Raw genomic sequence first — 23,745 nt, forward strand, 5'->3', positions numbered from 1 at the left:
GCAAGGATTATGATTGATCTAATTGATTGTAATTATGAAATCGATAGCGTAAACACTATTACTTCATCGCTTTGGATGGAACAGCCGAACTGCTCTCGGCAAAGCGCGGGAGGTCGTCGTGGATGTCACACCATGAGACTTGCGACGAGGTCCAGACGTGGTCCTGGATCTTGACGCGCGCTGGCTCATCGAGGCTGCCTGCGCATACCTGCACCCGGTCAGATAAGACCTCTTCACGCATGCCGAGAGTGCTGCCGCAGATCGGGCAGAATCCGCGCTCCGCGAAAGAAGAGGAGCGATACCAAGCCGGCTCCACGCGCAGCCAACTAAAGGATGCCTTTGCGAAGTGAATGAATGCGAGCGCAGGTGCGCCTGAATGCTTGCGGCATATCTCGCAATGACAAATGACCCCGCGCAGCGGTTGTGCCGTTGCGCGGTAGCGAATGGCGCCGCAAAGGCAGCCACCTTCGAAGTGTTCAGCTTTGGACATACATGTAGCTCCGTGACCAGGGAAGGGCAGATGGATGCCGTCCCGCCTTGCCGCACACGATCTGGTAAAGGCTGATCCAGTCCTGGTCGAAGGCATAGGCGCAGCCGGCGAGGTAAACATGCCAGATGCGGAAGCGCTTGTCACCTGCCAGCTCACGCACCTTCTCTTCGTTGTCCTCAAAATTCTCGGTCCAGATGGTGCAGGTGCGGGCGTAATGGCGGCGCAGGTTTTCTACGTCATATGCTTCGAGCTGCCCTTCCTGCATGGCGTGCAGTACCTGCCCGATGTGGGCCAGTTCGCCGTGCGGGAAAACGTACTTATCAATGAACTCGCCGCCGCCATAAGGCGTTTCGCCGTTGTCCGGATCGGTCGACGTGATCCCGTGATTCATTGCCAGGCCATCGTCGGCAAGCAGCTTGTTGATAATCCCGAAGTATTCCACAAGGTGTTTGACGCCAACGTGCTCGAACATGCCGACGCTGGTGATGCGGTCGAAGCTGCCCCGGACGTCGCGGTAATCCTGCAGGCGAATCTCAATGAGGTCGGATAGGCCGGCGGCGCGAACGCGTTCCTGCGCCAGCGCATGCTGGTTTTCGCTGAGCGTGATACCGACGCAGCGCACGCCATATTTTTGCGCCGCGCGGATCACCAATGCTCCCCAGCCGCAGCCGATATCGAGCAGCGTCTGCCCCGGCTGGAGTTTGATCTTGGCCAGGATATGGTCGATCTTCTTGATTTGCGCGGTGGCCAGGTCCTCGTCGCCATTTTCGAAGTAGGCGCAGGAATACACCATGTTCGGGTCCAGGAACTGCTGGTAGAACTCGTTGGATACGTCGTAGTGGTAGCGCACGGCCTCCGCATCACCCTTGCGGTTGTGGTGGAAGGTGCGCGTGATGCGGGCCAGGCTGCTGGTGTCTTTCAGGGAGCTGCGCGCCAGCGCATTGACTACCTTGATCATGTCGACCGCGCGCCCGGTCACTTCAATTGCGCCTTCGACATAGGCGGTGCCCAGGCTTGCGAGCGAGGGCTTGAGCAGGTAGCGCGCCGCGGACGGGCTGGGAACGCGGATTGTCACGCGCGGCGCTTCTTGCGAGAAGTCGAAGCTGCGGCCATTCCACAGCTCTATCCTCAGGGGCAGGGCAACTTGCGGCGCAATGCTGCTGATCCAGCTATTGATGCGGTTTTGTACAAACATGCGCCTGCCCCTTCCCTGAGTGAGGACGGGTCAGGGCTGGATGCGTTCCTTATGCCAGCTACCGTCCTGCAAGTCATAGACTATCCTGTCGTGGAAACGCGAGGCGCGCCCTTGCCAGAACTCTACGCGGTCCGGCACCAGGCGATAACCGCCCCAGTGCTCGGGCCGTTGCGGCTGCGCGCCGCTGGCCGCCTCCACAGCGGCATAACTCTCTTCCATTGCTTCGCGGCTGCCGATCGGCCGGCTTTGCTGCGAAGCGATGGCCGCCAACTGGCTCTTCACCGGGCGGCTGTAGAAATACTTGTCGCTCTCTTCGGCAGAGGTTTTCTCGACGCGGCCCTCGATCCTTACCTGGCGCTCGAGTTCGGGCCAGAAGAACAGGATTGCCGCGTGCGCATTCTCCGCAAGTTGCCGGCCTTTCTGGCTCTGGTAGTTGGTGTACCAGGTGAAGCCGCGCTCGTCGTACTGCTTGATCAGCACGATGCGCGAACTCGGGCGGCCATTACTGCCGACCGTGGCCACGCTCATCGCGTTGGGCTCGTTCACCTGCGCCTTCATGGCTTCATTGAACCACTTGGCAAACTGCGCAATCGGGTCGGCCAGGGTGTCGGTTTCCGACAGGCTGGCGCGGCCATAATCCATGCGCAGGTCCGCCAGGGCGATTCCGCCGGCGATGGCCGCCGGCAGGATGCCGCGGCGCTGCTGCATGGCTTCACCCAGGATCGACATCTGGGCGGGACTGAGTATCCGTTTGGCCATGGGCGCGATGTGCGCCTCTTCGGTTTCCATATGCGAGGTATAGGCTTGCACGAAGCGCTCTACATCGGCGGCATTCAAGGCCGCGCTGGAACCGTTGGCAATCTTATCAAGTTGCGAATTGAGTATATCCCAGTCGAGATCCATCTGCTTGTGCTGTGCGAGGATCTGCGGGCCGAGCTTGGCCAGCAGGGTCGAATCGTCACCTTGCGCCGCTGCGGTCAGCAGGGGGAACAGGTCGTTTTCCTCGTCGGCGTGATGCAGGTGCGCGGCCTTGTTGAAGTACTTTTGCACGGCCTGCGCTGCCTGCTGGGCCGCGGCGTCGGCGCCGTGCTGGGGCAGGTGGCTCAAGAGGTTTTGCAAGGTTTGCAATTGCTTGCGGATCTTGTCGTGGCAGTGCTTCAGGACGGCGATCGGCTGGTCATAGCCGGGAGCGGTATCGATCAAGGAATTACTCATGGTGCGGGTCTGGTGTACTTGGCAAGAGAAAACATTGTAGCCCGGGTCCGGTAAAATGACGGGATGAATTCCCCGCAAATTGTTGATCCAGTTCTGGAAGATATCGATTTTGACCGCCGTTTTGGCGGCATTGCCCGCCTATACGGCGAAAAAGCCCTCGCACGTTTCCGTGGGGCACATGTCTGCGTGATTGGCGTGGGCGGTGTCGGTTCGTGGATTGTGGAGGCGCTGGCGCGCTCGGCAATTGGCAAGCTGACCTTGATCGACCTCGATAACGTGGCCGAGTCGAATATCAATCGCCAGATCCAGGCGCTGTCCGGTACTGTCGGCATGGCGAAGATTACGGCACTGGCCGAGCGCATTGCCCAGATCAATCCTTTCTGCGAAGTAGTGCAGGTGGAGGATTTCATTACGCCGGACAACCTGGATGAAATGGTGGGCGCGCATCACTTCGACTATGTGGTGGATGCGATCGATTCGGCGCAATCGAAGACGGCCTTGATCCACTATTGCCGCAGCAAGCAGATTCCGCTGATCGTGATCGGCAGTGCGGGTGGGCAGACTGATCCGACGCGTATCGAGGTGCGCGATCTGTCGAAGACTGAGCAGGAGCCGTTGCTGAAGAAGGTGCGGCGGCGTTTGCGCAGCCAGTACAACTATCCGCCCAATTCGAAGAACAAGTTGGGGGTGGATGCGGTGTTTTCGATGGAGCCTTTGAAGTTTCCGGAGACGGGGGAGGTGTGCACCGTTGATGGCGATGAGAAGGCGGCGAAGCCGGGGCTGACGGGTATTAATTGCGCGGGGTTTGGATCGGCGATGGTGGTGACTGCGACGTTTGGGATGGTGGCGGCGGGACATTTGCTGCGGAAGCTGGCTGAGCAGGCTGAAACCGCCTGACACTTGCCTGCGGCGGCCGCGTGTCAGTGTCAGGCACTTGTGTCTGACACTGGTTTACCGGTTTTAGTGACCGGCACGTAACGCCCATCCGGCATCGACTCAACCAGCGCCAATCCTTCCACGTTCCACACTACCGGCACCGCGCCGAACTCGGCTGGCGCTTCCTTCGCCTCTCGCGCCAGCGTGACATGCGGCTTGAATTCCCCATGCGTTGCAGCGCTGAAGCCCGCCGCCGCGAGCCGCGACATCAGTTCCGCCTGCGCCGCCAGCAGGCCTCCGGGCGCCGTGCCCATCCCCGCCCACGCAATATGCGGCCGCTTGAAGTAGCCATAACAATCCAGCGTCAACTGCAAGGGCGGGACATGCGTTGCATGCAGGATACCGAGCAAAACGGGCAAGGCCTCGGCCGGTTGCTGCCCGAGAAACGCCATCGTAAGATGCAGTTTCTCCGGCGGGATCAGCCGCCCGCGCACTGGTGTTTGCAGCCGCACCAGGGCCTGGCGAACCGCGTCGTCCGGCCAGAGCGCAAAAAACAGTTTGTGCCCAGCTTGTTTTGTTATCATGGCAGCCGCTTTAAAACCACTTAACGAATATACATGAAACGCACTTCGATCCTGTTCGCATTCCTGTGCGCCGCCAGCCTGGCGCAGGCACAGCAGCCTACCCAAGAACCTGCCCAGGTGCAGCCAGCCGCTCCAGCGGCGCAAGCTGAAGCTGCAGCGTCGGCCCAGCCAGCCCCGGTCGTGCCGGGCTCGGCCCAGCCTGGTCCAGCCGCCGAGCAACTGATCATTACCGACCACAAGATCGGCAAAGGCGCAGAAGCCAATGTGGGTAATACCGTCTTCATGCACTACACCGGCTGGCTGTACCGCCCACTGGCCAAGAACCAGCGCGGCCGCCAGTTCGACAGCTCGATCCCCCGCGGCGAACCGCTGGACTTCAAGCTGGGCACCGGCAAAGTGATCAAAGGCTGGGACCAGGGCATCGTCGGCATGAAGGTGGGTGGCAAGCGCACCCTGATCATTCCGTCGGAACTGGCTTACGGCTCGCGCTCCATGCCGAACATTCCTGCTAACTCGGCGCTGATCTTCGACGTCGAACTGATGGACGTCAAGTAAGTCAGCGGTAGTCGTCGGCCGCCAGGCCGTACTTCTGCATCTTGTGGTACAAGGTCTGCTTCGGCAGGCTCAGCGCGGTACAGGCGGTGGCGACGTTGCCGCCGGCCGCGCGCAGCGCCTGCTCGATCAGCATGCGTTCGAAAGCGCCGACCTGGTCTGCCAGCGAGGCCGGCGCCGTACTTTCCGCTGAGGACGACAGGCCGAGCACAAAGCGGTCGGCCGCATTGCGCAACTCGCGCACATTGCCGGGCCAGTCCTGCGCCATCAACTGCTGCATCTGCGCCGCCGGCACCACCGGGCAGGGGCGCTTGTAGCGCGCTGCGGCATCCATCATGAAATGCTCGAACAGCAGCGGGATATCTTCGCGGCGCTCGCGCAGCGGCGGAATGTGCAGCACGATCAGGTTCAGGCGGTAATACAGGTCGCTGCGGAACTTGCCCTGGTCGGAAAATTCCTTCAGGTCTTCCTTGGAAGCGGCAATCACGCGAATGTCCAGCGGCACCGGGGCGTTCGAGCCCAGGCGCTGGACCGAGCGCTCCTGCAGCACACGCAACAGCTTGACCTGCATGGCCAGCGGCAGGCTTTCGATCTCATCCAGGAACAGCGTGCCCTGGTCGGCGTGTTCGATCTTGCCGACCTGGCGCTTGGCCGCGCCGGTGAAGGCGCCTTGCTCGTGGCCGAACAGTTCGCTCTCGAAAATGGATTCCGGAATGGCGCCGCAATTGACCGGCACGTAGTGGTGTTTGCCGCGCCCGCTGAACTGGTGCAGGCAGCGTGCCACCAGTTCTTTGCCGGTACCGGTTTCGCCGTAGATCAGCACGTCGGCCGGCTGCCCGGCCACGTCCAGGATCACCTGGCGCAAGGCCCGGATGGCGGGCGTATTGCCCAGCATGCAGGCTTCGATACCTTCGCTATGCTCCAGCTTCTGGCGCAGGGCCCGCACTTCCAGTTGCAGGCGGCGCTTGTCGGCGGCGCGCCGTACCACGTCGGCCAACTGCTCAGAGGAGTAGGGCTTTTCCAGGAAATCGTAGGCACCGTCGTGCATCGCCTGCACCGCCATCGAAATATCGCCGTGGCCGGTCACCAGGATCACCGGCAGTTCGGGATCGATGGCGCGTGCCGTTTCCAGCAATTCCAGGCCGCTCATGCCGGGCAGGCGCACGTCGCTCACCAGTACCACCGCGCTGTTCGGCTGCAGCAGCCTGGTGACCGGCTCGGCACTTTCATAGCTGCTAACGGTGAAATCGGCCAGCTCCAGCGCCTGCGCACTGCCGGCGCGCACGGTCGGGTCGTCTTCGACCAGCAGCACTTGTATATTGTCCATCATGTCTCCTGCGCCGATTTTAATTCGATCGCGAAGCAGGCGCCGGCACTGGCCTGTTCCGCTCTTAAGCTTCCGCCGAAATCGCGGATGATTTGTTCTGAAATTGCCAGCCCCAGTCCAAGGCCTTCGCCTTGCGGCTTGGAGGTATAGAAGGGCTCGAACAGCCGCTCGCGCGCTTCGTCACTGAGGCCGGGGCCGCTGTCGGCCACGCGGATCAGAACGCGGCCTGGCTGGCTGCTAACTTCCAGCACCAGTTCGCGCACGGCGCTACCGGCCATCGAGTCGAGCGCATTGGTCATCAGGTTGAGCAGCACCTGCTCCAGGCGGTTGCTGTCGCACAGTGCGTAAGTATCGGCCTGGTCGATGCGCAACTGGAAGGTTACCTTGTCAAGCTGGATGCGGCGCTCCACCAGCACCAGGGCGTTCGAGATCGAGGTGTGGATCGACACCGGCCCCAGCTCCGCATTCGATTTGCGGGCGAAGCTTTTCAGCTTGCCGGTGATGGTACCCATGCGCGCCACCACCTGCGAAATGGTCTTCAGGTTGTTGCGCACATCGTCCATGCGGCCGCGCTCGAACAGCAGGACGGCGTTGTCGGACATGGTACGCAGCGCCGTCAGCGGCTGGTTCAATTCGTGCGTGATGCTGGCTGACATCTGTCCCAGCACGGCCAGTTTGCCCGCCTGGAACAGCTCATTTTGCGTGATCTGCAATTGCTGCTCGGCCTGGCGCCGCACTTCGACTTCCTTGCTCAGGTCCTGCGTCATGCGCGCCAGGCTGGCGGTGCGCTCGTCGACCATGCGCTCCAGCTCCTCCTTGGCGCGCAAGCGCTGGCGCCAGTACAGGAACAGCAGCACCAGGAAGCCATACGCCAGCAGTGCAAACAGGAAGGCAACGCTGGCATTGCCGCGCGCCGCGTTCAGGTCGGACAGGTAAATGAAAGTCCAGTCGCGCGGCGTCAGCGAGCGGGTCTGTGCCAGCATCAGCGGCGTGGTCGCAGCACCGGCGGCATTACTGTCGCGGATTACCAGCAGGCGGTTGCCGTTGGCCAGTGCTTCATCGTACTTCAGTGTCAGCGCGGGCAATTCCTGCGCGAAGTATTGGCGGGTCTGCTCCAGTTCCGCGCGCACGCTGGGCGAGAGCGGTTTCAGGGCCTTGAATTTCCATTCCGGATCCGAACTGAGGAAGATCACGCCATTGGGATCCACCAGCGCCACCTTGTCGCTGCCTTGAGTCCAGCTGCGCTGCTGGTTCTCGATGCTGACCTTGATTGCCGCCACGCCCAGCATGCGGCCGTCCTTGTAAATGCCGTGCGCATAGAAGTATCCCGGTTCCAGGCTGGTAGTCCCGACTCCATAGAAACCGCCGGGGCGGCCGCGCAGCGCATTGCGGATATACGGCCGGAAGTTGACGTCGTCGCCGATGAAGCTGTCCTTCTGGCGCCAGTTGCTGGCAGCCTGGGTGCGGCCCTGCAGGTTGACGATGTAGATGTTGCTGGACTCGGCCTTCTTGTTCAAGCCTTCCAGGTATTCATTTACGCTGTTGCGCGCATCTTCGTCGCCGGGATTTTCCAGCAGGCGCACGACGTCCTTGTCCAGCTCCAGCATGCGCGGCACCAGGTCGTACTTGTCCAGCAGGTTCTCCAGGCTGGTGGCATAGACCTCCAGCCTTTGCGCGCCCGCTTCACGCAGGCGCTCGGTGGTTGCGCTGTCGGCCCACCAGTAAGCCAGGTAGGGCAGGGCGAGGCCAGCCAGCAGCACCAGCCCCCACAAAGTACGGACGTGTTGGGTCGGGCGCGCCTGCGCCTGGTAGCTTACGGTGTTGTCTGGCTGAACTGGCATAACAGCCAACTATAGCAAACCTCGTTACAGTTGGTGGCGTAACCCCAGGTTGAAAGCGCGGTTGCCCTTGCCGTCGTCGGTCGCGTTGCCGACCGTGAAAGGCGCCCCATTCCGGCCATTGATACGGGCATAAGCGGCGTACAGGTCGGTGCGCTTGGACAGGGAGTACAGGTAAGCGATGCCATACTGGCGCGCATCCTGGTTCGCCGCGCTGCGATCCATGTGCTGCACTACCGAGCCGGCGAAGCTGTGCGGTCCGAAGGTGGCGCACAGGCCCAGCACCACGTCGCGGCTGGAGGCACCCGGCACGCCGACCGTGCCGCTGGTGATGACGCTGGTCGCACTGGTCACGGTGCCGCCGTTGCTGGTCGCGCCGTTGCCCAGCGTGCTGCTGCCGCCGCCGCCGACGGTACCCATGCCGCGGTTGAAGGCGTAGCCGGCGTGCAGCTGGTAGTCGCCCAGCTTGTAGCGCGCCGCCAGCAGGGTGTTGTGCGCGTGCAGGCCGACGCTGGCGTCCTCGCGGCGGAAGTGGGATACCGACAGCGCCAATGGGCCTTGGTCGTAATTCATCGCGCCGCTCAGCGCGCGTTTGCGGGTACTGTCGCCTGCCACTTCGCCCGCACTGTAAGCCAGGTCGGTCGAGAAGCCCGCCAGTTTCGGCGAAGCGTAGTACAGCGAATTGTCCATGCGCCGGTTAGGGACCATCAGGTTGGGAGCCTGACCCGCCAGGCCGTCGGAGAAAGGATCGGCGATGTCGCGCAGGGCCTTGTAGTAAGGCGAGTACTGGCGGCCGGCGCTGATGGAGCCCAGCGGGCTGCCAAACGAGACAAAGGACTGGCGGCCGAAGGTCAGGCCGCCCTGGCCGGAAGCGCCGGTGTCCATCGCAAAGCCGCTCTCGACGACGAAACCGGCCGACAGGCCGTTGCCCAGCTCTTCCGTGCCCTTGAAGCCAATGCGCGAGCCGGATGCGATGCCGCTGCTCACATTGGTGGTGCTGCCGCCGGGGGCGCCGCGTTCGAGTACGATGCCCGCATCGGCTACGCCATAGATTTTTACCGAAGATTGCGCGTGCGCGCTGCAGCAGGCCAGGGCCAGCAAGGTGGTGGCAGTGTATTTCATTGAGGTTTCTCCTGAGGTCGTTGTTGTTATGCGGCGCGGATGTAGCTGTGCTCATCCGCTTGCGCTTCTTCGCCAAGCGCGCCTTCCCACTTCGCCACGACGGCGGTGGCGATGGCATTGCCGACTGCGTTGGTGGCCGAGCGGCCCATGTCGAGGAACTGGTCCACGCCCATCAGCAACAGCAGGCCGGCTTCGGGGATGTGGAACTGGGTCAGGGTGGCGGCGATCACCACCAGCGATGCGCGCGGCACGCCGGCCATGCCTTTGGAGGTCAGCATCAACAGCAGCAGCATGGTGACCTGGGTGCCAAGCGACAGGTCGATGCCGTAGGCCTGGGCGATGAACAGCACGGCAAAGGTGCAATACATCATCGAGCCGTCCAGGTTGAAGGAATAGCCCATTGGCAGTACGAAGCTGGAGATGCGGCGCTGCACGCCGAACTTGTCCAGTGCGACCAGCAGTTTTGGATAGGCAGCTTCCGAGCTGGCGGTGGAGAAGGCCAGCAGGAACGGTTCGCGGATCAGTCCCACCAGGCGCAGCACACGCGGGCCCAGGACCGCGAAACCGGCACCGATCAGCAACACCCACAGGCAGAACAGCCCAAGGTAGAAGCCGCCCATGAACTTGGCGAAGGTGGCCAGGATGCCGAGGCCATTGGTGGTGACCACGGAAGCCATGGCGGCAAACACCGCCAGCGGCGCCATGCCCATGATGGTGCCGGTAATGCGCAGCATCACTTGCGCCAGCTCGTCGACCACGTCCAGCAAGCGCTTGCCGGATTCGCCCAGCGCGCCCAATGCGGAGCCGAAGAAGATCGAGAACACCAGCACCTGCAGGATCTCGTTATTGGCCATGGCCTCGATCGGCGACTTCGGCACCACGTGGCTGATGAAGTCCTTCAGCGTGAAGGCCGAGGTTTTCAGGCCGGTACTGGCGTCGATGGCGGGCAGCGGCAGGCCCAGGTTGGTGCCGAGCTGCATCAGGTTCGACAGCAGCATGCCCAGTGCCAGCGAGACCAGCGAGGCGACGATAAACCAGGCGAAAGCCTTGGCGCCAATACGGCCGGCGGCCTTGCCGTCGCTCAGGTTGGCGATGCCGACGGTCAGGGTGGAGAACACCAGCAGCGCAATGATCATCTTGATCAGGCGCAGGAAGATGTCGGTGACCAGCGAGATGTGGGCCGAAATGTCGGCCGTGAGTTTCTTGTCAGGGAATACCGTGTGACAAGCGTAGCCGACCGCGATGCCAAGCAGCATCGCGAACAGGATGTAGAGGGTAAGGGGGCACTTCTTTTGCATTCCGGTCTCCGTTGTGTAGGTCCCCGCGTTGGTGGCGGGGTCCTGCCTCAACAGCAAGCCGTGTGCCTGCTGTCGTTGCGCGGAATGGAGTCCGGTAAGTGCTTGATTTATAAGCCTGCCGGCATATCAATGATGCCGACAGGTAATTTATCCGTCCCAAGGCTTGGACGGTCTGGAGGGGCGTTGTACGACTTTTTGGTTAGGCCTGCAATGGGGCTTAATGGCTGTGGCCGTGATGGTGGCCGTGATCATGGCCATGATCATGGTCATGGGCGTGGTCGTGTTTGTCGCCGTCCGCGTGGGCCGGGCCTTGCAGGCAGCATTCATGCTGCGTGGTGCCCTGCTCGGTCTGCAGGGTCGTATGATGGATGCCGAACTGCTCCTTCAACTGGCGCGCGATGTCGTCGATCGCCGTATCGCCCGGATAACCGCCCGGCATGACCAGGTGGCAAGTCAGCGCCACGTCGGTGGTACTCATCGACCAGATATGCAGGTCGTGCACCCCTTTCACGCCAGGGCTGGCCAGCAGGAATTTCTCCACCTCGGCGGCATCCACATTGCCCGGCACCGCGCCCAGGGTCATGTCCAGCGCCTCGCGCAGCAGCGACCAGGTGCTCCTCATGATCAGCACCACGATCACCAGCGAAACGGCAGGATCGATCCAGGCCCAGCCGGTGTACATGACCACCAGTCCGGCAATCAGCACGCCCAGCGAAATGGCAGCATCGGCCGCCAGGTGCAGGTAGGCGCCGCGGATATTCAGGTCATCCTTGCTGCCCTTCATGAACAGCCAGGCCGAAATACCGTTGACGGCAATGCCGATGCCGGCCACCACGGACACGGTCAGCCCCGCCACAGGTGTCGGCTCCATCAAGCGCTGGAAGGCGCCCCAGGCGATAGCGCCGGTCGCCGCCATCAGCAGCATGCCGTTGAACAGCGCCGCCAGGATCGAGCTGCTGCGCAGGCCATAGGTATAACGGCCGGAAGGTTCGCGCTTGGCCAGGACGGCAGCGCCCCAGGCCAGGATCAGGCTCAATACATCCGACAGGTTATGGCCCGCATCGGCCATCAGCGCGGTCGAATTGGCGAGGAAACCGTAGAAGAACTCGATCGCGACGAACACCGCATTCAGCGCGATCGCGATGGCGAAGGCGCGGCCGTGGCCTACTTCGCCGTGATGGTGATGATGGCCGTGGTCGTGGCCATGTCCGTGGTGATGATGGGCGCTCATTGTTCGTTACCGTTGGATGGTTCGGCGATATGTTCCAGCATATCGCGCAGGACGCCGCTGATATGGGCATCAGCGGTGGAATAGAAGACTTGCTTGCCCTGGCGTTCGGACTTGACGATACGCGCGGCGCGCAACAGGCGCAGGTGGTGGCTGACCAGCGATGAGCTCAATTGCAGCGAGCCCGCAATATCGCTCACCGCGATCGGCTGCTCCAGGCAAGCCAGCACGATACGCAGCCGGGTCGCATCCCCCAGTAAATGGAACAAATCCGCCAGCTCCGCGACGGAAGCATCGTTATCAGAATAGATAGCCATAGCAAACAAATGAATAGGTATTCATATGTTAGCACGAAAAATCCTGGGCCTGCTTGCACGCTGCATTTTATCGGTTATTCAGATATATTGACTTTATCTGATATTCGGCTAAAATCCATTTATCTGGATACCGGATATCTCAAACATGGCTTTCGCGCCCGCCTCCCTTCTCCTCCTCACCGCGCCACAACTCGGTCAGTTGCTGGTTGCGACACGCAAGCGGCGTAAGCTCACGCAAGCCGCGGTGGCAAGCCGTGTCGGATTAAGCCAAAACCGCATCTCCCACCTGGAGAAACACCCGGACGAAATCAGCATCAGGCAGTTGCTCAGCTGGTGCTCGGCACTGGAGCTGGAGCTGCGGCTGGGTGAGAGAGATACATCTGCCGCAAGCAGTTCGGCGGAGTGGTAATCGTGGGGCGCCGCTCACACAGCCAAACCCTCCATCTCTGGGCTAATGGGGGTTACGTCGGACGTTGGACGGTCAAAGCCAATGGGGACCCGGAACTGGCGTATGACGAAGCTTGGCGCGCCTCAAAACTGGGGCGCCCAATCTCGCTGTCGTTACCGTTCAATATACATAACGAGCCGCTTAAAGGAGCCAATGTCTCGAACTATTTCGAGGGCTTGCTACCCGACAGCGACATTATTCGAAGACGTGTTGCGGCCCGGTTCAAGACAGGCTCTCTTGAAGCTTTCGACCTGCTGGCGGCTATTGGCCGGGATTGCGTCGGCGCCTTGCAGCTCTTGCCCGAAGGCGTTGTCCCGGAAGGACTTGCACAAGTTAATGGCATAGCCGTTGATGAAGCCGACATCGAGCGGCACCTGATTGAAGTGGTGAGCCTGGAGCGGCATGGCGCCCCGCAAAACTCCGAAGACGACTTCCGGATTTCGCTGGCCGGCGCGCAAGAAAAGCACGCCTTCCTGCGGTGGGGTGGTAAATGGCTGAAGCCACTGGGAGCTACGCCGACAACGCACATCTTCAAACTCCCGATCGGGATGGTCGGGGGGAAAAAGGCCGACTTCACCACGTCGGTCGATAACGAATGGCTATGCCTGCGCCTATTCAAGGAGTACGGGCTACCCACGGCGAATGCCGAGATTGCGACGTTCGGCTCACAAAGAGTGCTCGTCGTCGAACGTTTCGACCGCGTGCCATCCCAAAACGGCCAGCAGCTGTTCCGGCTTGTCCAGGAGGACTTTTGCCAGGCAACGGGAACCTCGCCACTACTGAAATACGAAAATGAAGGCGGGCCTGGCCTGAAGCAGATGTTCGCCCTCTTGCAGCAATCGCAGCAGGCCGCAACTGATATGCGCACGCTCATGGCCTCGCAACTGCTCTTCTGGATGCTGAGCGCTCCAGATGGCCACGCCAAAAACTTCAGTATCCAGCTGCTCGCAGGTGAGGGCCGTTTCAAGTTGACGCCGATCCATGACGTGATGTCCGGTTACCCCGTTATTGGCCCAGGGCCGAACCAGTGGGCGGAACATAAGCTCAAGATGGCGATCGCGCTACTAGGCAACAGCCGGCACTATCTGGCGCATACCATCCAGCGCCGGCACTTCAACAGCACGGCGAAGGAAGTCGGCTACGGCGCGAATGCGGAACCGCTGCTGAACGATTTCATTGCCCGCACGCCGGCCGTAGTGGAAAAGGTCCGGGGCGAGCTGCCCGCAGGATTCTCGGAAAAGGTCGCCGACAAGATCCTGGGCGGTCTTCTCGCTGCCGCGCGCAAGCTGGAAGCCATGCCGGGATGAGCGTGGACCCTTCTCAGGGTTTCGCGATTTCGGCTTCGAAGGCGGCGCGCGACTTGGCGTCCAAGGTCTGCAGGGCGCGCTCCAGCTTGGCCGGCGGGATGCCGGCGGGCTTGCTGAGGATGGCCTGGCCGATCAGCACCAGGGCGGCGGTCAGCACTGCTACGCCGGCGGCCGCCGCCAGCAGGCGCAGCTCGCGGCGCGAGAACGGTTCGTGCGAGGTGGGGATGGGACGGGCGCCCGGCGGCGGGATGTAGGCTGCACCCGGTGCGTTTGCTGCCGGGGCCTGCGTGCCGGCCAGCCGCGCCAAGTGGCGTTCGACCGCCTCTTCCAGCACTGCTTCGTTCAAGGCCACCAGGGCGAAGATCGGATCGTCGACATCTACTTTGATGCCGGTCTTTTCAAACACATGCAGGCGCAGTTTCTGCGGGTCGAGGGCCATTACCAGTTCACCAGGTCGAGTTGTTCGAACAGGTCGCGGAACACGACCTTGATGCGCTGCTTTTCCATCACATTGAACTTGTCGCTTGCCTTCACTTCGTCCACCGTCAGGCGGCCGGTGTTCATCTTCTTCACGTCGGCGCCGAAGGTGTCGGCATTGCGCGCGCTCAGGACGATGCGGCCTCGCACGCGCTGCGAGTTGTCGGAGTAGGTCTGCGATTCGAGGAAGGACTTGCCGGAGGCCGACTGCAGCAGCCCGAAATGCTCGTTTTCCCACAGCACCAGCGGTACCTGGGTCGATTTGGCCGTCGTAACGAAGCCCATCGCCGTGTCGTGCAGCGTGTCGCCGCCGCCCACGATGGTGTGGATGTACACCTTGCGGCCCGATTCTTCCAGCAGGTTGAAGCAGTCGTTCTCAATCAGGTAGGCCATCAGCGGCGAGAAGGTGTTGGCGCCGTTGTCGATCACGCAGTTGCCGTCCGTTTCCAGGATGTCGATCATCAGCGCGTCGAAGCGCTTGGGGTCGATGGTGCGCGATTCGGTCATCACCGGCACATGCTTCACGTCCAGCGCCTTGTAGCGCGAGAACGTGGTGTTCTCCTGGTCGGTATCGTAGCAGCGCAGCGGGGTCTCGCTCTTGGCTTGCAGCCATTGCGCGAGGATGGTCGATACGTAGGTCTTGCCGATGCCGCCTTTGCCCTGCAGGACGAAGTGAACCGTATTTTGCATTGATGCTCCTGTTATCAGTGGCAGTTGGCCGTGCCGCTGTCGCGGGCCTCCTGCTGCGGGTGCTCCGGCGCCGTCTTCGGTTGGACCGGCAGGAACTCCCATTCGTAGCTGTTTTCCTTCAAAACCAGTTTCAGCACACCGGTGCGCCAATTGGAGCGCGCCTCGCTCTGCTCGTTCAGCCAGAGGAAGGGCGTGAGCATGGCGCCGCCGGTGCCGACCACGAACTGGCGCACGCCGCGCGCGGCATCGGGCTGCGCCTCGGCATCCATCGGGGCCAGGCGCTCGTAGTCGTGGTCGTGCCCCGACAGGACCAGCTCGACGCCGGCGGTGTACAGCGCGCGCCAGGCCTCTTGCATCCTCTTGCTTGGGGTGTGTCCGCCAGAACTATACATGGGCGCGTGCCAGTAGGCGAGGGTGCAGCGCGCCTTGCTGGCGGCCAGGTCGTCTTTGAGCCACAGCAGCTGGCGCTGGTGCTCGGCCGCCGTCAAGTCGCTGTTCAGGGAGATGAAGTGCCAGCCGCCCTTGTCGAAACTGTAATAGCCGCGGCCTGGCGGGCCGGCCAGTTCGCCGAAGTACTCGAAGTAAGCGCTGGCTTTGCCGCTGGTGTATTCGTGGTTGCCGGGCGTGGGACGGGTGCGCGCTTTGAACCGGCCCCAGGTGGGGGCATAGCAGTCGCTGAATTCGGCCGGCGCGCCGTTCGGGTAGGTATGGTCGCCCAGGGTGAGGACCAGGGCGTCCGGGTCGCCCTTGGCGATGAGGGCGGCGGTTCCTGCGGCGCCGGAGTCGGCGGCGTGGTTATAGCGGCAATCGGCAATGTCGCCGGCGGCGTACACCGTCAGGGGCCGCGCCGCGTGTCCGGCGGCGGGGGCGGAGAGGGCTGCGGCAGCCAGCCAAGGTAGAATGCGTGTTTTCATTGGCACCATTTGAACAGGCATGCGAGTTTCACCATCCAGCGAGCAGGAAGCGATCCTGAAGTCCAGCGCCCAGACCTTGATGATCGAGGCGCGCGCCGGGACAGGCAAGACTACCACGCTGTCCATGCTGGCGGCACAGGAACCGGGCATCGTGCTGGGCCTGTGCTTCTCGGAAGGGGCGCGCCAGCGTTTTTACGAGAAGCTGGCGCAGGAATGCCCCGGCCGCAAGGTGCAGGTGCTGACGGTGGAAGCGCTGGCGCGCTCGCAGCTCACCCGTATCGCGGAGCACGGCAACTGGCTCGACCTGCCGGAGCGCTGGTCCAGCCTGGAGCAGATGCGCCCCATGCTGGTGGCTGCCGCCAATACGATCTGGCAGCGCCATGAAGGCCGCTACACGGAGTTCGATTTCGACTTCGAGCGCAGCACCCAGCGCGTGGAGATGATGCTGCAGTTGCTGGCGCAGATGAAGGCCACCCTGGCTACGCTGCGCTTTGAGGACGAGGTCTTCGACGACTTCACCTTCGATGAATTGTGCAACGAGTTCCAGCTGGAAGACCGCGAGATCGTGGAAATTTTCCACGAGTTCGAGCGCCGCCGCCAGCCGCAGGCCGGCCATATCCTGTGGCAGGCGCCGGTCGACTACGCGACCGACCTGGTCTCGATCCTGCGCCGCTTCCCGGAGGCGGTGCACGATATGCCGCAAGCCAACCTGCTGCTGGTCGATGAATGGCACGACGTGAACGCCGCCGAATTCGAGCTGCTGCTGCTGTTCCGCCGCAATGCGCGGCTGGTGGTGGTGGGCGACCGTCACCAGGTGATCAATGCCGAAAGGGGCGCCGACCCGCGCTTCTCGGGCGGCGGTTTCGAACTGGCCTTCCCCGATGCCGAGCGCCTGCCGCTGTCGCAGTCGCGCCGCTGCGGCGTATCGCTGAAAAAGCTGCTGGAACGCGCGGTGCCGAAATGCGGCTTCGAATCGCACCCGGACACCTACTCCGAAGTGCGCCACGTCGAATACGACCACAGCGACCCGCAAGCCTGTGCCAGCGTGGTCGTCGCCAAGGCCAAAGAGCTGGCGCTGGGTCCGGACCTGGCCATCATCCTGCGTGAAGTCGACCAGAGTGTGGAAATCGAGAATGCCCTGCTGGATGCCGGCCTGCCCTACAACTGCGACGGCTTCGCCTCCTACCTGAAGCGCCCGGAGATCATGGCCTTGCGCGCGCTGTTGCACGTGGCCAGCGGCGACTACAGCACGCTGAAAGCGGACAAGGAAAGCTGCGAGCTGATGGTCGACGGCCTGCAAACCTATTTCGCCGTCTCGGGCGACCGCCGGGATTACGAGTCCAGCCACGGCATGTACGGCTCCGGCGACGCCTACCAGCAGCAGAAAGATGCCGTGGTGCGCGATCCGGAAACGCTGGAATTCATGTTCAGCGGCCTGCTCTGCGCGCAGCAGCACTACGACAGCGGCGCCACCCGGCGCTGGAAGCAGCGCCTGGCCGACGTGCTGGCGCAGATGAAGGCGCAGGCCGCTACGGCCAGCGCCGCGCAGTTGCTGGAGCTGGCCAGCACTGGCCTCGACCTGCCAGCCGCGACCCGCCGCACTTTCGTCAAGCGCGCCCACGCCGACTCCGTATTGCGCACCCTGCGTGCCTTCATGGATTTCGCCCGGCGCCAGGGCGATGCCAAGGCCCAGGCCTTCCTGGAAGAACTGCGCCGGCGCCAGGTGGCGACGCGCGGCAAGCCTGCTGCACGCGGCGGCGCAAGCAAGGCGCTGGCGCTGGCAACCGTGCAGTCGGCAAAGGGAAGGGAATGGCAGCAGGTGCTGCTGCCGTATATGGAGGAAGGCCAGTTCCCGCGCGCCACCCGCAATGGGGATGAATACGCCGAGGAGCGGCGCTACCTGTATGTAGCGATCAGCCGCGCCATCGGCGGCCTGACCCTGTTCGAACCCGCTGCGGCGGAGCGCCGCAGCCGCCTGCTGAATTAATTAATAAAGCGCAGCAGGCCTTTCAGCGAATGCTCGATGGTCTGCGTGCGCACCGCCTGGCGGTCGCCGGAAAACACCAGGCGTTCGGTGTGTACCGTGTCGGCATTGGCCCAGCCAAAACAGACCGTGCCCACCGGCTTGCCTGGCACTGCGCCGGTCGGGCCGGCGATCCCGGTCACCGATATCGCCACATGGGCGTTGCTCGAGCCGAGCGCACCCTGAGCCATGGCGGCTGCCACTTCTTCGCTGACGGAACCGAATTGCGCCATCATGGCGGCCGGTACTTCCAGCATCTCGGTCTTGGACGCGTTCGAATAGCAAACGAAGCCGCAATCGAACCAGCCGGTGGAGCCGGCAATGTCCGTGATCGCCGTCGAGATGCCGCCGCCAGTGCACGATTCCGCGGTTGCCAACAGCAAGCCTTTGTCTTGCAGGGCCTTACCCACCTGGGCGGCCAGTTCGTTGATGTCTGTACTCACTTGTGGCTCCTTTAGCAAACAAAAGCGTTTGAGCCCATTCTAGCGCGCAGCTGCGCAGATTGACCACGCTGCACCGCAATAATGTGGCGTCACGTCTAACTTGCAAGCCTGGGAAGGCTTTTGTGGTGCGATAAACCAATAATTGCGCCGCTCCCGGGTACTCAGCGATAGAATGCCCCAAATCCCCTGTTCGCGAGGCACGGCGGTGAGGACTCTCCAAGCAAGATGTCCCGTATTCTGGGTGGCGCTGCTGTTGGCTGCGCTGTTGCCCCTGCTCGCCCATGCCCAATCGGCCTCCAGCCTGGAGCGCCAGGTCAAAGCGGCCTACCTGTACAAATTTGCCGGTTTCGTGGAATGGCCCGAAGGCAGCTTCGCCCGCCCGGAGTCGCCAATCGTGATCGGCGTCGCCGGCGCCGATCCGCTGTCCGAGCAACTGGAACAAACTGTGGCTGGGCATACCGCCAACGGCCGCGCGCTGCAGGTCAAGCGCGTCAAGCGCGGCGACAGCCTGGCCGGCATCCACATACTGTTCATCCCGGCGCACGACAAAGTACTGGCACAGGAACTGCTGGCGGCCAGCCGCGGCCAGCCGGTGCTGACCGTGACCGATGGCGACGAAACCTTCGGCATGGGCAGCATGATCAATTTCGTCATCGCCGACGAAAGACTGCGCTTTGAAGTCTCCCTGAAACATGCGGCCGTAGCGCGCCTGAAAATCAGCGCGCGCATGCTGTCGGCCGCCCTTCGCGTGCAACAGGTGGCAGGATGATGGCGCGCCGCCGCTCCCTGCCGCAAAAGCTGCTCGGTGTGGTGATGCTGGTCACGCTGGTGGTCCTGCTGGTATCGCTCGGCACCATCATCGCGTATGACCTGCGGGCCTATCACCAGTCCCTGAGTTCCGACATGACCACCCAGGCCGAATTGCTTGGGCATATGAGCGCGCCGGCGCTGACCTTCGACGATCCGCGCCTGGCCAAGGAAAACCTGGCGCTGCTGCGCCTGCGGCCGAAAGTCAATGCCGGGGCTATCTACAATGCGCGCGGCCAGTTGTTTGCCACCTACGTGGCGCCGGGAGTCGATCTCAGTGTGCCCACTGCACCGCAGGCCGATGGTGTGGCGTTCGAGGATGGCAAGATGATGCTGTACCGGCGCATCCGCGATAACGGCGAGTTGCTGGGCACGGTCTACCTGCAGTCTGATTATGAGTTGTTGGGCCGCTTCGGCGACTACGTGATGATCGCGATTATCGCCACCTTCCTGGCGATGGGCATTGCCTACCTCCTGATGCGGCCCCTGAACAAGGTCGTCACGCAGCCGGTGCTGGCGATTGCCGATGTGGCGCGCGAAGTGATGGCAACCGGCGACTATTCGCGCCGCGCGCCGGGTACCAGCAACGACGAGGTGGCCGAACTGGCCGATTCCTTCAACAAGATGCTGAGCGAGATCGAAAGCCGCACGCGCGAACTGGAAACCTCCAGCAGCGAAATTGCGCGCGAAGCGGAACAGCGCAGCAAGGCGCAGCAGGAAGTCATGCGCCTGAACGAGGAACTGGAGCAGCGCGTGCACGAACGCACGCTGCAGCTGGAGCAGGCCAACAGCGAACTGGCGATGGCGATGCAGGAGGCAAAGAGCGCCAACCAGGCCAAGTCGGCCTTCCTGTCTTCCATGAGCCATGAGCTGCGCACGCCGCTCAACGCCATCCTTGGTTTCGCGCAAATCCTGACCTCGGAAAAGCTGCCCTCCACCCTGGTGCAGAAGCGCGAATTCGCCAACCATATCCTGAAGTCCGGGCGCCACCTGCTGACCCTGATTAACGAAATCCTCGACCTGGCCAAGATCGAGTCGGGCGCCGTGGCGCTGTCGCTGGAGCCGGTCGCGCTCACTGAAATCCTGCAGGAATGCGAGAGCATGGTGGCGCCGCTGGCGAGCGCGCGCGGCATCCGCCTGCTGTTCCCCGACAGCTGCGCGGCCAACGTCACGGCCGACCGCACGCGCCTCAAACAGATCCTGCTTAACCTGCTGTCCAATGCCATCAAGTACAACCGTGATGGTGGCGCCGTGGTGGTCGACTGCAGCCCGAGCGGGCCCAACCTGGTGCGGCTCTCGGTGCAGGACACCGGCATGGGACTCAGGCCGGAGCAGGTCAAGCAATTGTTCCAGCCGTTCAACCGCCTGGGCCAGGAAAGCGGCGCGGAAGAGGGCACCGGCATCGGCCTGGTGGTTACCAAGCGCCTGGTGGAGCTGATGGGCGGCACCATTGGCGTGACCAGCAGCCAGGGCGTGGGCAGCATGTTCTGGATCGAACTCGAATCGACCGAGCCGACGCCGTCGCGCATCGACCAGCAAACCGAGCGCCCGGCCCAGCATCATCGCCACGCGGCGGGCGAGCCGGCCACCGTCCTGTACGTGGAAGACAACCCGGCCAACCTCAAGCTGGTGGAAGAGATCATCAGCTTCCGCCCGGACCTGAAACTGATTTCCGCGCCGGACGCCCACCTCGGCATTGAACTGGCGCGCGCCCACCAGCCGGACATCATCCTGATGGACATCAACCTGCCGGGCATGAACGGCATCGATGCCGTCAAGCTGCTGGCTACCGACCCGCGTACCGCGCACATCCCCGTTATCGCCCTGACCGCCAATGCCATGCCGCGCGATGTTGAAAAAGGCCTGGCGGCAGGCTTCTTCCGCTACCTGATCAAGCCGATCAACATCGACGAGTTCACCGAAGCGATCAACAGCACCATGGCCTTCCTGGCTCGCAGGGAGGAGGAAGGGAGTACGTCCAAGTGATCAGTCGCGACGATATCCTGAACGCCAAAGTCCTGATAGTGGACGACCAGCCGGTCAACGTACAGCTGCTGGAATACCTGCTGCAGACCAGCGGCTATGTGAACGTCAGCTCCACCACCGACCCGCGCGTGGTGGCGCCATGGCATGAAGAACACCGCTACGACCTGATCATCCTCGACCTGCATATGCCCGGCATGAGCGGCTTCGACGTGATGGAGGCGTTGAAGCCGCTGGAGCCGGAATACCTGCCGGTGCTGGTGGTGACCGCGCAGCCGGACCAGAAGCTGCCGGCGCTGGATGCCGGCGCGCGCGATTTCATCAGCAAGCCCTTCGACCCGGTCGAGGTGCTCACCCGCATCAACAATATGCTGGAAGTGCGGCTGCTGCACCAGCAGGCGCGCGACTACAACGAGGTGCTGGAGCAGACCGTGCGCGCCCGCACCGCCGACCTGCAGCGCTTCCGCAGCGCGATGGATGCCACGGCCGATGCCATCTTCCTGATCGACACCAGCACGCTGGCCCTGGTGGACGTCAACGAAGGCGCTTGCCGCATGCTGGGCCACCCGCGTGCGCAGCTGCTGTCGCTGGAACCCGGCCGGCTCGGGCTCGGCACCCGCGAAACCCTGTCGGCGCAGGCGGAACGGGCCGGCCAGGCGCTGACAGCCCCGCACCGTGCACCGGAACTGAGTGAAATCGAACTGCTGCGCAGCGACGGCGCCGCCGTTTCCGTGGAGGTCTACTGGCTGCTGCAAAGCGAAGGCGAGTCCGCGCATCGCACCCTGATTTGCGTGGCACGCGACATCACCGAACGCCGCCTGGCAGAAGAGCGCCTGCGCCACATGGCGCACTACGACCGCCTGACCGGCCTGCCCAACCGCACCCTGTTCTTCCAGACCCTGGGCGAATCGATCGAGCTGGCGCAGGACAAGGAATGGCGCATCGTGGTGCTGTTCATTGGCCTGGACCGCTTCCGCAAGGTCAACGACTCGATGGGCGCCGCCATGGGCGACCAGCTGCTGCACGAATTTTCCAACCGCCTGGTGCAATGCGTGCGCCTGCGCGACACGGTGGGCCGCCTGGGCGGCGACGAGTTTGCGCTGATCCTGACCATGACGCGCGACCAGCAGGATGCCGTGCTGGTGGCGAACGAAGTGCGCGAAGCGCTGCGCACGCCTTTCGAGCTGGATGAGCACCAGGCCACGCTGACGGCTTCCATCGGCATTGCCATGTACCCGGACGACGCCAACGATCCCGAAACGCTGGTCAAATACGCCAACACCGCCATGGAGCGCGCCAAGGACGCCGGCGGCGACGGCTACCGCTTCTTCACCGCCGGCATGAATGTGCAGGTGCTGGCGCGCCTCGACCTGGAAATGGCGCTGCGCCGCGCGCTGGACAACAACGAACTGGAGCTGCATTACCAGCCCAAAGTCAACCTGACTACAGGCCGCATCAGCGGGGCGGAAGCGCTGCTGCGCTGGAATCGTCCAGGCTATGGACTGGTCTACCCGGCCGAATTTGTCAGCGTACTGGAAGATACGGGACTGATCGTGCGCGTGGGCAGCTGGATCATTGATGCTGCCTGCCGCCAGATCGCAACCTGGCTGCGCACGCCGGTAGGCGGGGTGCACGTGGCGGTCAACGTGGCCAGCCGCCAGTTCGTCGAGGGCGACCTGGAGAGCGACGTCAGGCAAGCACTGGAGCGGCATAAGGTCCCGGCCGAATTGCTGGAACTTGAATTGACGGAAACGGCCCTGATGTCGAACGCCGAGCGCACTATCCAGGTGCTGACGGTGCTCAAGGAGATCGGCACCAAGGTGGCGATCGACGATTTCGGCACCGGTTACTCCTCGCTGGCCTACCTGCAGCGTTTCCCGATCGACAAGCTGAAGATCGACATCGCCTTCGTACGCGACATTACCACCAATCCCAACGACGCGGCCATCGCGCTGGCCATCATCAGCATGGCGCATAGCCTCAAGCTGCGCGTGATCGCGGAAGGCGTGGAGACGCGGCCGCAACTGGAATACCTGCGCCGCAACCGCTGCGACGAGATCCAGGGTTACTTCTTCAGCCGGCCTTTGGCGGCAGCGGAGATGGGCGCGCTGGCCGAGTCGGGCAAGAGCCTGCCGCCCGACCCGAACGTGGCGGCCGAACCGCCGCAAACCCTGCTGCTGGTGGATGACGATGTCAATGTGCTGTCCTCGCTGCACCGCCTGTTCCGGCGCGACGGCTACCGCATCCTGACCGCAGTGACACCAGCCGAAGGCTTCGACCTGCTGGCGCTCTACCCGGTGCAGGTGATCGTATGCGACCAGCGCATGCCGATCCTGAGCGGCACCGAATTCCTGGCCAAGGTCAAGGAAATGTACCCGGACACCATCCGCATCATCCTGTCCGGCTACACCGGGCTGGAAGCGGTGCTCGACTCGATCAACCGCGGCGCCATCTACCGCTTCTACACCAAGCCGTGGGACGACACCCAGCTGCGCGACAACATCCGCCTCGCCTTCCATCACTACTGGCTGATGCACGGCAGCGGCCGCCGCGCCGGCGAACCCGGCGAAGACCACACCGCCCTCACCGGCTAGAGGATTGAAAGTCGGGG

Annotated in this window: 22 protein-coding genes; 8 read left to right on the forward strand and 14 right to left on the reverse strand. The window is 62.9% G+C overall.

Translation table 11 applies throughout. The annotated features are described in order from the left end of the window. Positions 1 to 58 precede the first annotated feature (58 nt). The 3 genes from ASE26_RS10710 to pdxH are packed head-to-tail and all read right to left on the reverse strand — an operon-like array spanning position 59 to position 2,900. Complete coding sequence (locus ASE26_RS10710; RefSeq protein WP_057246193.1) at positions 59 to 490, reverse strand: GFA family protein; 432 nt, start codon at positions 488 to 490, stop codon at positions 59 to 61. Next, positions 477 to 1,685 (reverse strand): cyclopropane-fatty-acyl-phospholipid synthase family protein, encoded by a 1,209-nt coding sequence (locus ASE26_RS10715; RefSeq protein ID WP_055933816.1) that lies wholly within the window; start codon positions 1,683 to 1,685, stop codon positions 477 to 479. The genes ASE26_RS10710 and ASE26_RS10715 overlap by 14 nt, the downstream gene beginning before the upstream one ends. Positions 1,686 to 1,715: 30 nt before the next feature. Beyond that, positions 1,716 to 2,900: a pyridoxamine 5'-phosphate oxidase gene (gene pdxH, locus ASE26_RS10720; RefSeq protein ID WP_057246195.1), complete on the reverse strand. Its 1,185-nt coding sequence runs from the start codon at positions 2,898 to 2,900 to the stop codon at positions 1,716 to 1,718. A 63-nt stretch (positions 2,901 to 2,963) separates the two neighbouring features. Between pdxH and tcdA the strand changes: the two genes are divergently transcribed. Further along, positions 2,964 to 3,797, forward strand: coding sequence for a tRNA cyclic N6-threonylcarbamoyladenosine(37) synthase TcdA (tcdA, locus tag ASE26_RS10725; protein WP_057246197.1), 834 nt, complete (start codon positions 2,964 to 2,966; stop codon positions 3,795 to 3,797). Between the two features lie 29 nt (positions 3,798 to 3,826). Here tcdA and thpR read toward each other — a convergent pair whose 3' ends face one another. Next, the gene (thpR, locus tag ASE26_RS10730) at positions 3,827 to 4,360 is read right to left on the reverse strand and encodes an RNA 2',3'-cyclic phosphodiesterase (protein WP_057246198.1); all 534 of its coding nucleotides are present in this window, start codon (positions 4,358 to 4,360) and stop codon (positions 3,827 to 3,829) included. 33 nt (positions 4,361 to 4,393) lie between these two features. On the opposite strand from thpR, the gene ASE26_RS10735 reads away from it, so the two are divergent. Beyond that, a complete protein-coding gene (locus tag ASE26_RS10735; RefSeq protein WP_055933808.1) occupies positions 4,394 to 4,915 on the forward strand; it encodes an FKBP-type peptidyl-prolyl cis-trans isomerase in 522 nt (173 codons plus the stop codon). Position 4,916: 1 nt separating this feature from the next. On the opposite strand, the gene ASE26_RS10740 is transcribed toward ASE26_RS10735, so the two are convergent. The 6 genes from ASE26_RS10740 to ASE26_RS10765 all read right to left on the reverse strand — a co-directional run bounded on the left by ASE26_RS10740 (position 4,917) and on the right by ASE26_RS10765 (position 12,042). Next, a complete protein-coding gene (locus tag ASE26_RS10740; RefSeq protein ID WP_057246200.1) occupies positions 4,917 to 6,242 on the reverse strand; it encodes a sigma-54 dependent transcriptional regulator in 1,326 nt (441 codons plus the stop codon). Further along, a complete protein-coding gene (locus tag ASE26_RS10745) occupies positions 6,239 to 8,080 on the reverse strand; it encodes an ATP-binding protein (RefSeq protein ID WP_082591333.1) in 1,842 nt (613 codons plus the stop codon). The genes ASE26_RS10740 and ASE26_RS10745 overlap by 4 nt, the downstream gene beginning before the upstream one ends. A 24-nt stretch (positions 8,081 to 8,104) precedes the next feature. Further along, a complete protein-coding gene (locus tag ASE26_RS10750; RefSeq protein ID WP_057246205.1) occupies positions 8,105 to 9,199 on the reverse strand; it encodes a porin in 1,095 nt (364 codons plus the stop codon). A gap of 26 nt (positions 9,200 to 9,225) precedes the next feature. Further along, the gene (locus ASE26_RS10755) at positions 9,226 to 10,497 is read right to left on the reverse strand and encodes a dicarboxylate/amino acid:cation symporter (protein ID WP_057246207.1); all 1,272 of its coding nucleotides are present in this window, start codon (positions 10,495 to 10,497) and stop codon (positions 9,226 to 9,228) included. Positions 10,498 to 10,714: 217 nt separating this feature from the next. Further along, a complete protein-coding gene (locus ASE26_RS10760) occupies positions 10,715 to 11,728 on the reverse strand; it encodes a cation diffusion facilitator family transporter (protein ID WP_057246208.1) in 1,014 nt (337 codons plus the stop codon). Continuing rightward, positions 11,725 to 12,042: a helix-turn-helix transcriptional regulator gene (locus ASE26_RS10765; protein WP_055933798.1), complete on the reverse strand. Its 318-nt coding sequence runs from the start codon at positions 12,040 to 12,042 to the stop codon at positions 11,725 to 11,727. Before ASE26_RS10765 ends, ASE26_RS10760 begins: the two co-directional genes overlap by 4 nt. Before the next feature lie 145 nt (positions 12,043 to 12,187). On the opposite strand from ASE26_RS10765, the gene ASE26_RS10770 reads away from it, so the two are divergent. Further along, entirely contained in the window at positions 12,188 to 12,451 is a 264-nt protein-coding gene (locus tag ASE26_RS10770) for a helix-turn-helix domain-containing protein (protein ID WP_055933796.1), read from the forward strand. A 2-nt stretch (positions 12,452 to 12,453) separates the two neighbouring features. Continuing rightward, complete coding sequence (locus ASE26_RS10775; RefSeq protein WP_057246231.1) at positions 12,454 to 13,797, forward strand: type II toxin-antitoxin system HipA family toxin; 1,344 nt, start codon at positions 12,454 to 12,456, stop codon at positions 13,795 to 13,797. Between the two features lie 13 nt (positions 13,798 to 13,810). On the opposite strand, the gene ASE26_RS10780 is transcribed toward ASE26_RS10775, so the two are convergent. Genes ASE26_RS10780 through ASE26_RS10790 form a run of 3 tightly spaced genes read right to left on the reverse strand, consistent with a single transcriptional unit; the run spans position 13,811 to position 15,878 of the window. Beyond that, positions 13,811 to 14,236: a hypothetical protein gene (locus tag ASE26_RS10780; protein WP_057246210.1), complete on the reverse strand. Its 426-nt coding sequence runs from the start codon at positions 14,234 to 14,236 to the stop codon at positions 13,811 to 13,813. Then, on the reverse strand, positions 14,236 to 14,964 hold the full coding sequence (locus tag ASE26_RS10785; protein ID WP_055933791.1) for a hypothetical protein: 729 nt from the start codon (positions 14,962 to 14,964) through the stop codon (positions 14,236 to 14,238). The genes ASE26_RS10780 and ASE26_RS10785 overlap by 1 nt, the downstream gene beginning before the upstream one ends. A 14-nt stretch (positions 14,965 to 14,978) precedes the next feature. Next, complete coding sequence (locus ASE26_RS10790; RefSeq protein WP_229207208.1) at positions 14,979 to 15,878, reverse strand: metallophosphoesterase; 900 nt, start codon at positions 15,876 to 15,878, stop codon at positions 14,979 to 14,981. Between the two features lie 19 nt (positions 15,879 to 15,897). Here ASE26_RS10790 and ASE26_RS10795 point away from each other — a divergent pair, with 19 nt between their 5' ends. Beyond that, on the forward strand, positions 15,898 to 17,865 hold the full coding sequence (locus ASE26_RS10795) for a 3'-5' exonuclease (RefSeq protein ID WP_055933788.1): 1,968 nt from the start codon (positions 15,898 to 15,900) through the stop codon (positions 17,863 to 17,865). Here ASE26_RS10795 and ASE26_RS10800 read toward each other — a convergent pair. Continuing rightward, complete coding sequence (locus tag ASE26_RS10800) at positions 17,862 to 18,344, reverse strand: CinA family protein (RefSeq protein WP_055933786.1); 483 nt, start codon at positions 18,342 to 18,344, stop codon at positions 17,862 to 17,864. The genes ASE26_RS10795 and ASE26_RS10800 overlap by 4 nt on opposite strands. 253 nt (positions 18,345 to 18,597) lie before the next feature. On the opposite strand from ASE26_RS10800, the gene ASE26_RS10805 reads away from it, so the two are divergent. From ASE26_RS10805 to ASE26_RS10815, 3 genes are read left to right on the forward strand one after another with little or no spacing between them, the layout of a single operon-like run. After that, positions 18,598 to 19,113, forward strand: coding sequence for a YfiR family protein (locus ASE26_RS10805; protein WP_162246587.1), 516 nt, complete (start codon positions 18,598 to 18,600; stop codon positions 19,111 to 19,113). Continuing rightward, the gene (locus tag ASE26_RS10810) at positions 19,110 to 21,137 is read left to right on the forward strand and encodes an ATP-binding protein (RefSeq protein WP_229207207.1); all 2,028 of its coding nucleotides are present in this window, start codon (positions 19,110 to 19,112) and stop codon (positions 21,135 to 21,137) included. The genes ASE26_RS10805 and ASE26_RS10810 overlap by 4 nt, the downstream gene beginning before the upstream one ends. Further along, a complete protein-coding gene (locus tag ASE26_RS10815; protein WP_055933781.1) occupies positions 21,134 to 23,728 on the forward strand; it encodes an EAL domain-containing protein in 2,595 nt (864 codons plus the stop codon). The genes ASE26_RS10810 and ASE26_RS10815 overlap by 4 nt, the downstream gene beginning before the upstream one ends. Positions 23,729 to 23,745: the final 17 nt, after the last annotated feature.

Source organism: Duganella sp. Root198D2 (genome assembly GCF_001428585.1).
Lineage (GTDB): Bacteria > Pseudomonadota > Gammaproteobacteria > Burkholderiales > Burkholderiaceae_D > Rugamonas.

Coding starts and splice junctions, on each gene's coding strand:
- ASE26_RS10710 (WP_057246193.1), bottom strand. CDS start 490: ATGTCCAAAGCTGAACACTTCGAAGGTGGCTGCCTTTGCGGCGCCATT.
- ASE26_RS10715 (WP_055933816.1), bottom strand. CDS start 1,685: ATGTTTGTACAAAACCGCATCAATAGCTGGATCAGCAGCATTGCGCCG.
- pdxH (WP_057246195.1), bottom strand. CDS start 2,900: ATGAGTAATTCCTTGATCGATACCGCTCCCGGCTATGACCAGCCGATC.
- tcdA (WP_057246197.1), top strand. CDS start 2,964: ATGAATTCCCCGCAAATTGTTGATCCAGTTCTGGAAGATATCGATTTT.
- thpR (WP_057246198.1), bottom strand. CDS start 4,360: ATGATAACAAAACAAGCTGGGCACAAACTGTTTTTTGCGCTCTGGCCG.
- ASE26_RS10735 (WP_055933808.1), top strand. CDS start 4,394: ATGAAACGCACTTCGATCCTGTTCGCATTCCTGTGCGCCGCCAGCCTG.
- ASE26_RS10740 (WP_057246200.1), bottom strand. CDS start 6,242: ATGATGGACAATATACAAGTGCTGCTGGTCGAAGACGACCCGACCGTG.
- ASE26_RS10745 (WP_082591333.1), bottom strand. CDS start 8,080: ATGCCAGTTCAGCCAGACAACACCGTAAGCTACCAGGCGCAGGCGCGC.
- ASE26_RS10750 (WP_057246205.1), bottom strand. CDS start 9,199: ATGAAATACACTGCCACCACCTTGCTGGCCCTGGCCTGCTGCAGCGCG.
- ASE26_RS10755 (WP_057246207.1), bottom strand. CDS start 10,497: ATGCAAAAGAAGTGCCCCCTTACCCTCTACATCCTGTTCGCGATGCTG.
- ASE26_RS10760 (WP_057246208.1), bottom strand. CDS start 11,728: ATGAGCGCCCATCATCACCACGGACATGGCCACGACCACGGCCATCAT.
- ASE26_RS10765 (WP_055933798.1), bottom strand. CDS start 12,042: ATGGCTATCTATTCTGATAACGATGCTTCCGTCGCGGAGCTGGCGGAT.
- ASE26_RS10770 (WP_055933796.1), top strand. CDS start 12,188: ATGGCTTTCGCGCCCGCCTCCCTTCTCCTCCTCACCGCGCCACAACTC.
- ASE26_RS10780 (WP_057246210.1), bottom strand. CDS start 14,236: ATGGCCCTCGACCCGCAGAAACTGCGCCTGCATGTGTTTGAAAAGACC.
- ASE26_RS10785 (WP_055933791.1), bottom strand. CDS start 14,964: ATGCAAAATACGGTTCACTTCGTCCTGCAGGGCAAAGGCGGCATCGGC.
- ASE26_RS10790 (WP_229207208.1), bottom strand. CDS start 15,878: ATGAAAACACGCATTCTACCTTGGCTGGCTGCCGCAGCCCTCTCCGCC.
- ASE26_RS10795 (WP_055933788.1), top strand. CDS start 15,898: ATGCGAGTTTCACCATCCAGCGAGCAGGAAGCGATCCTGAAGTCCAGC.
- ASE26_RS10810 (WP_229207207.1), top strand. CDS start 19,110: ATGATGGCGCGCCGCCGCTCCCTGCCGCAAAAGCTGCTCGGTGTGGTG.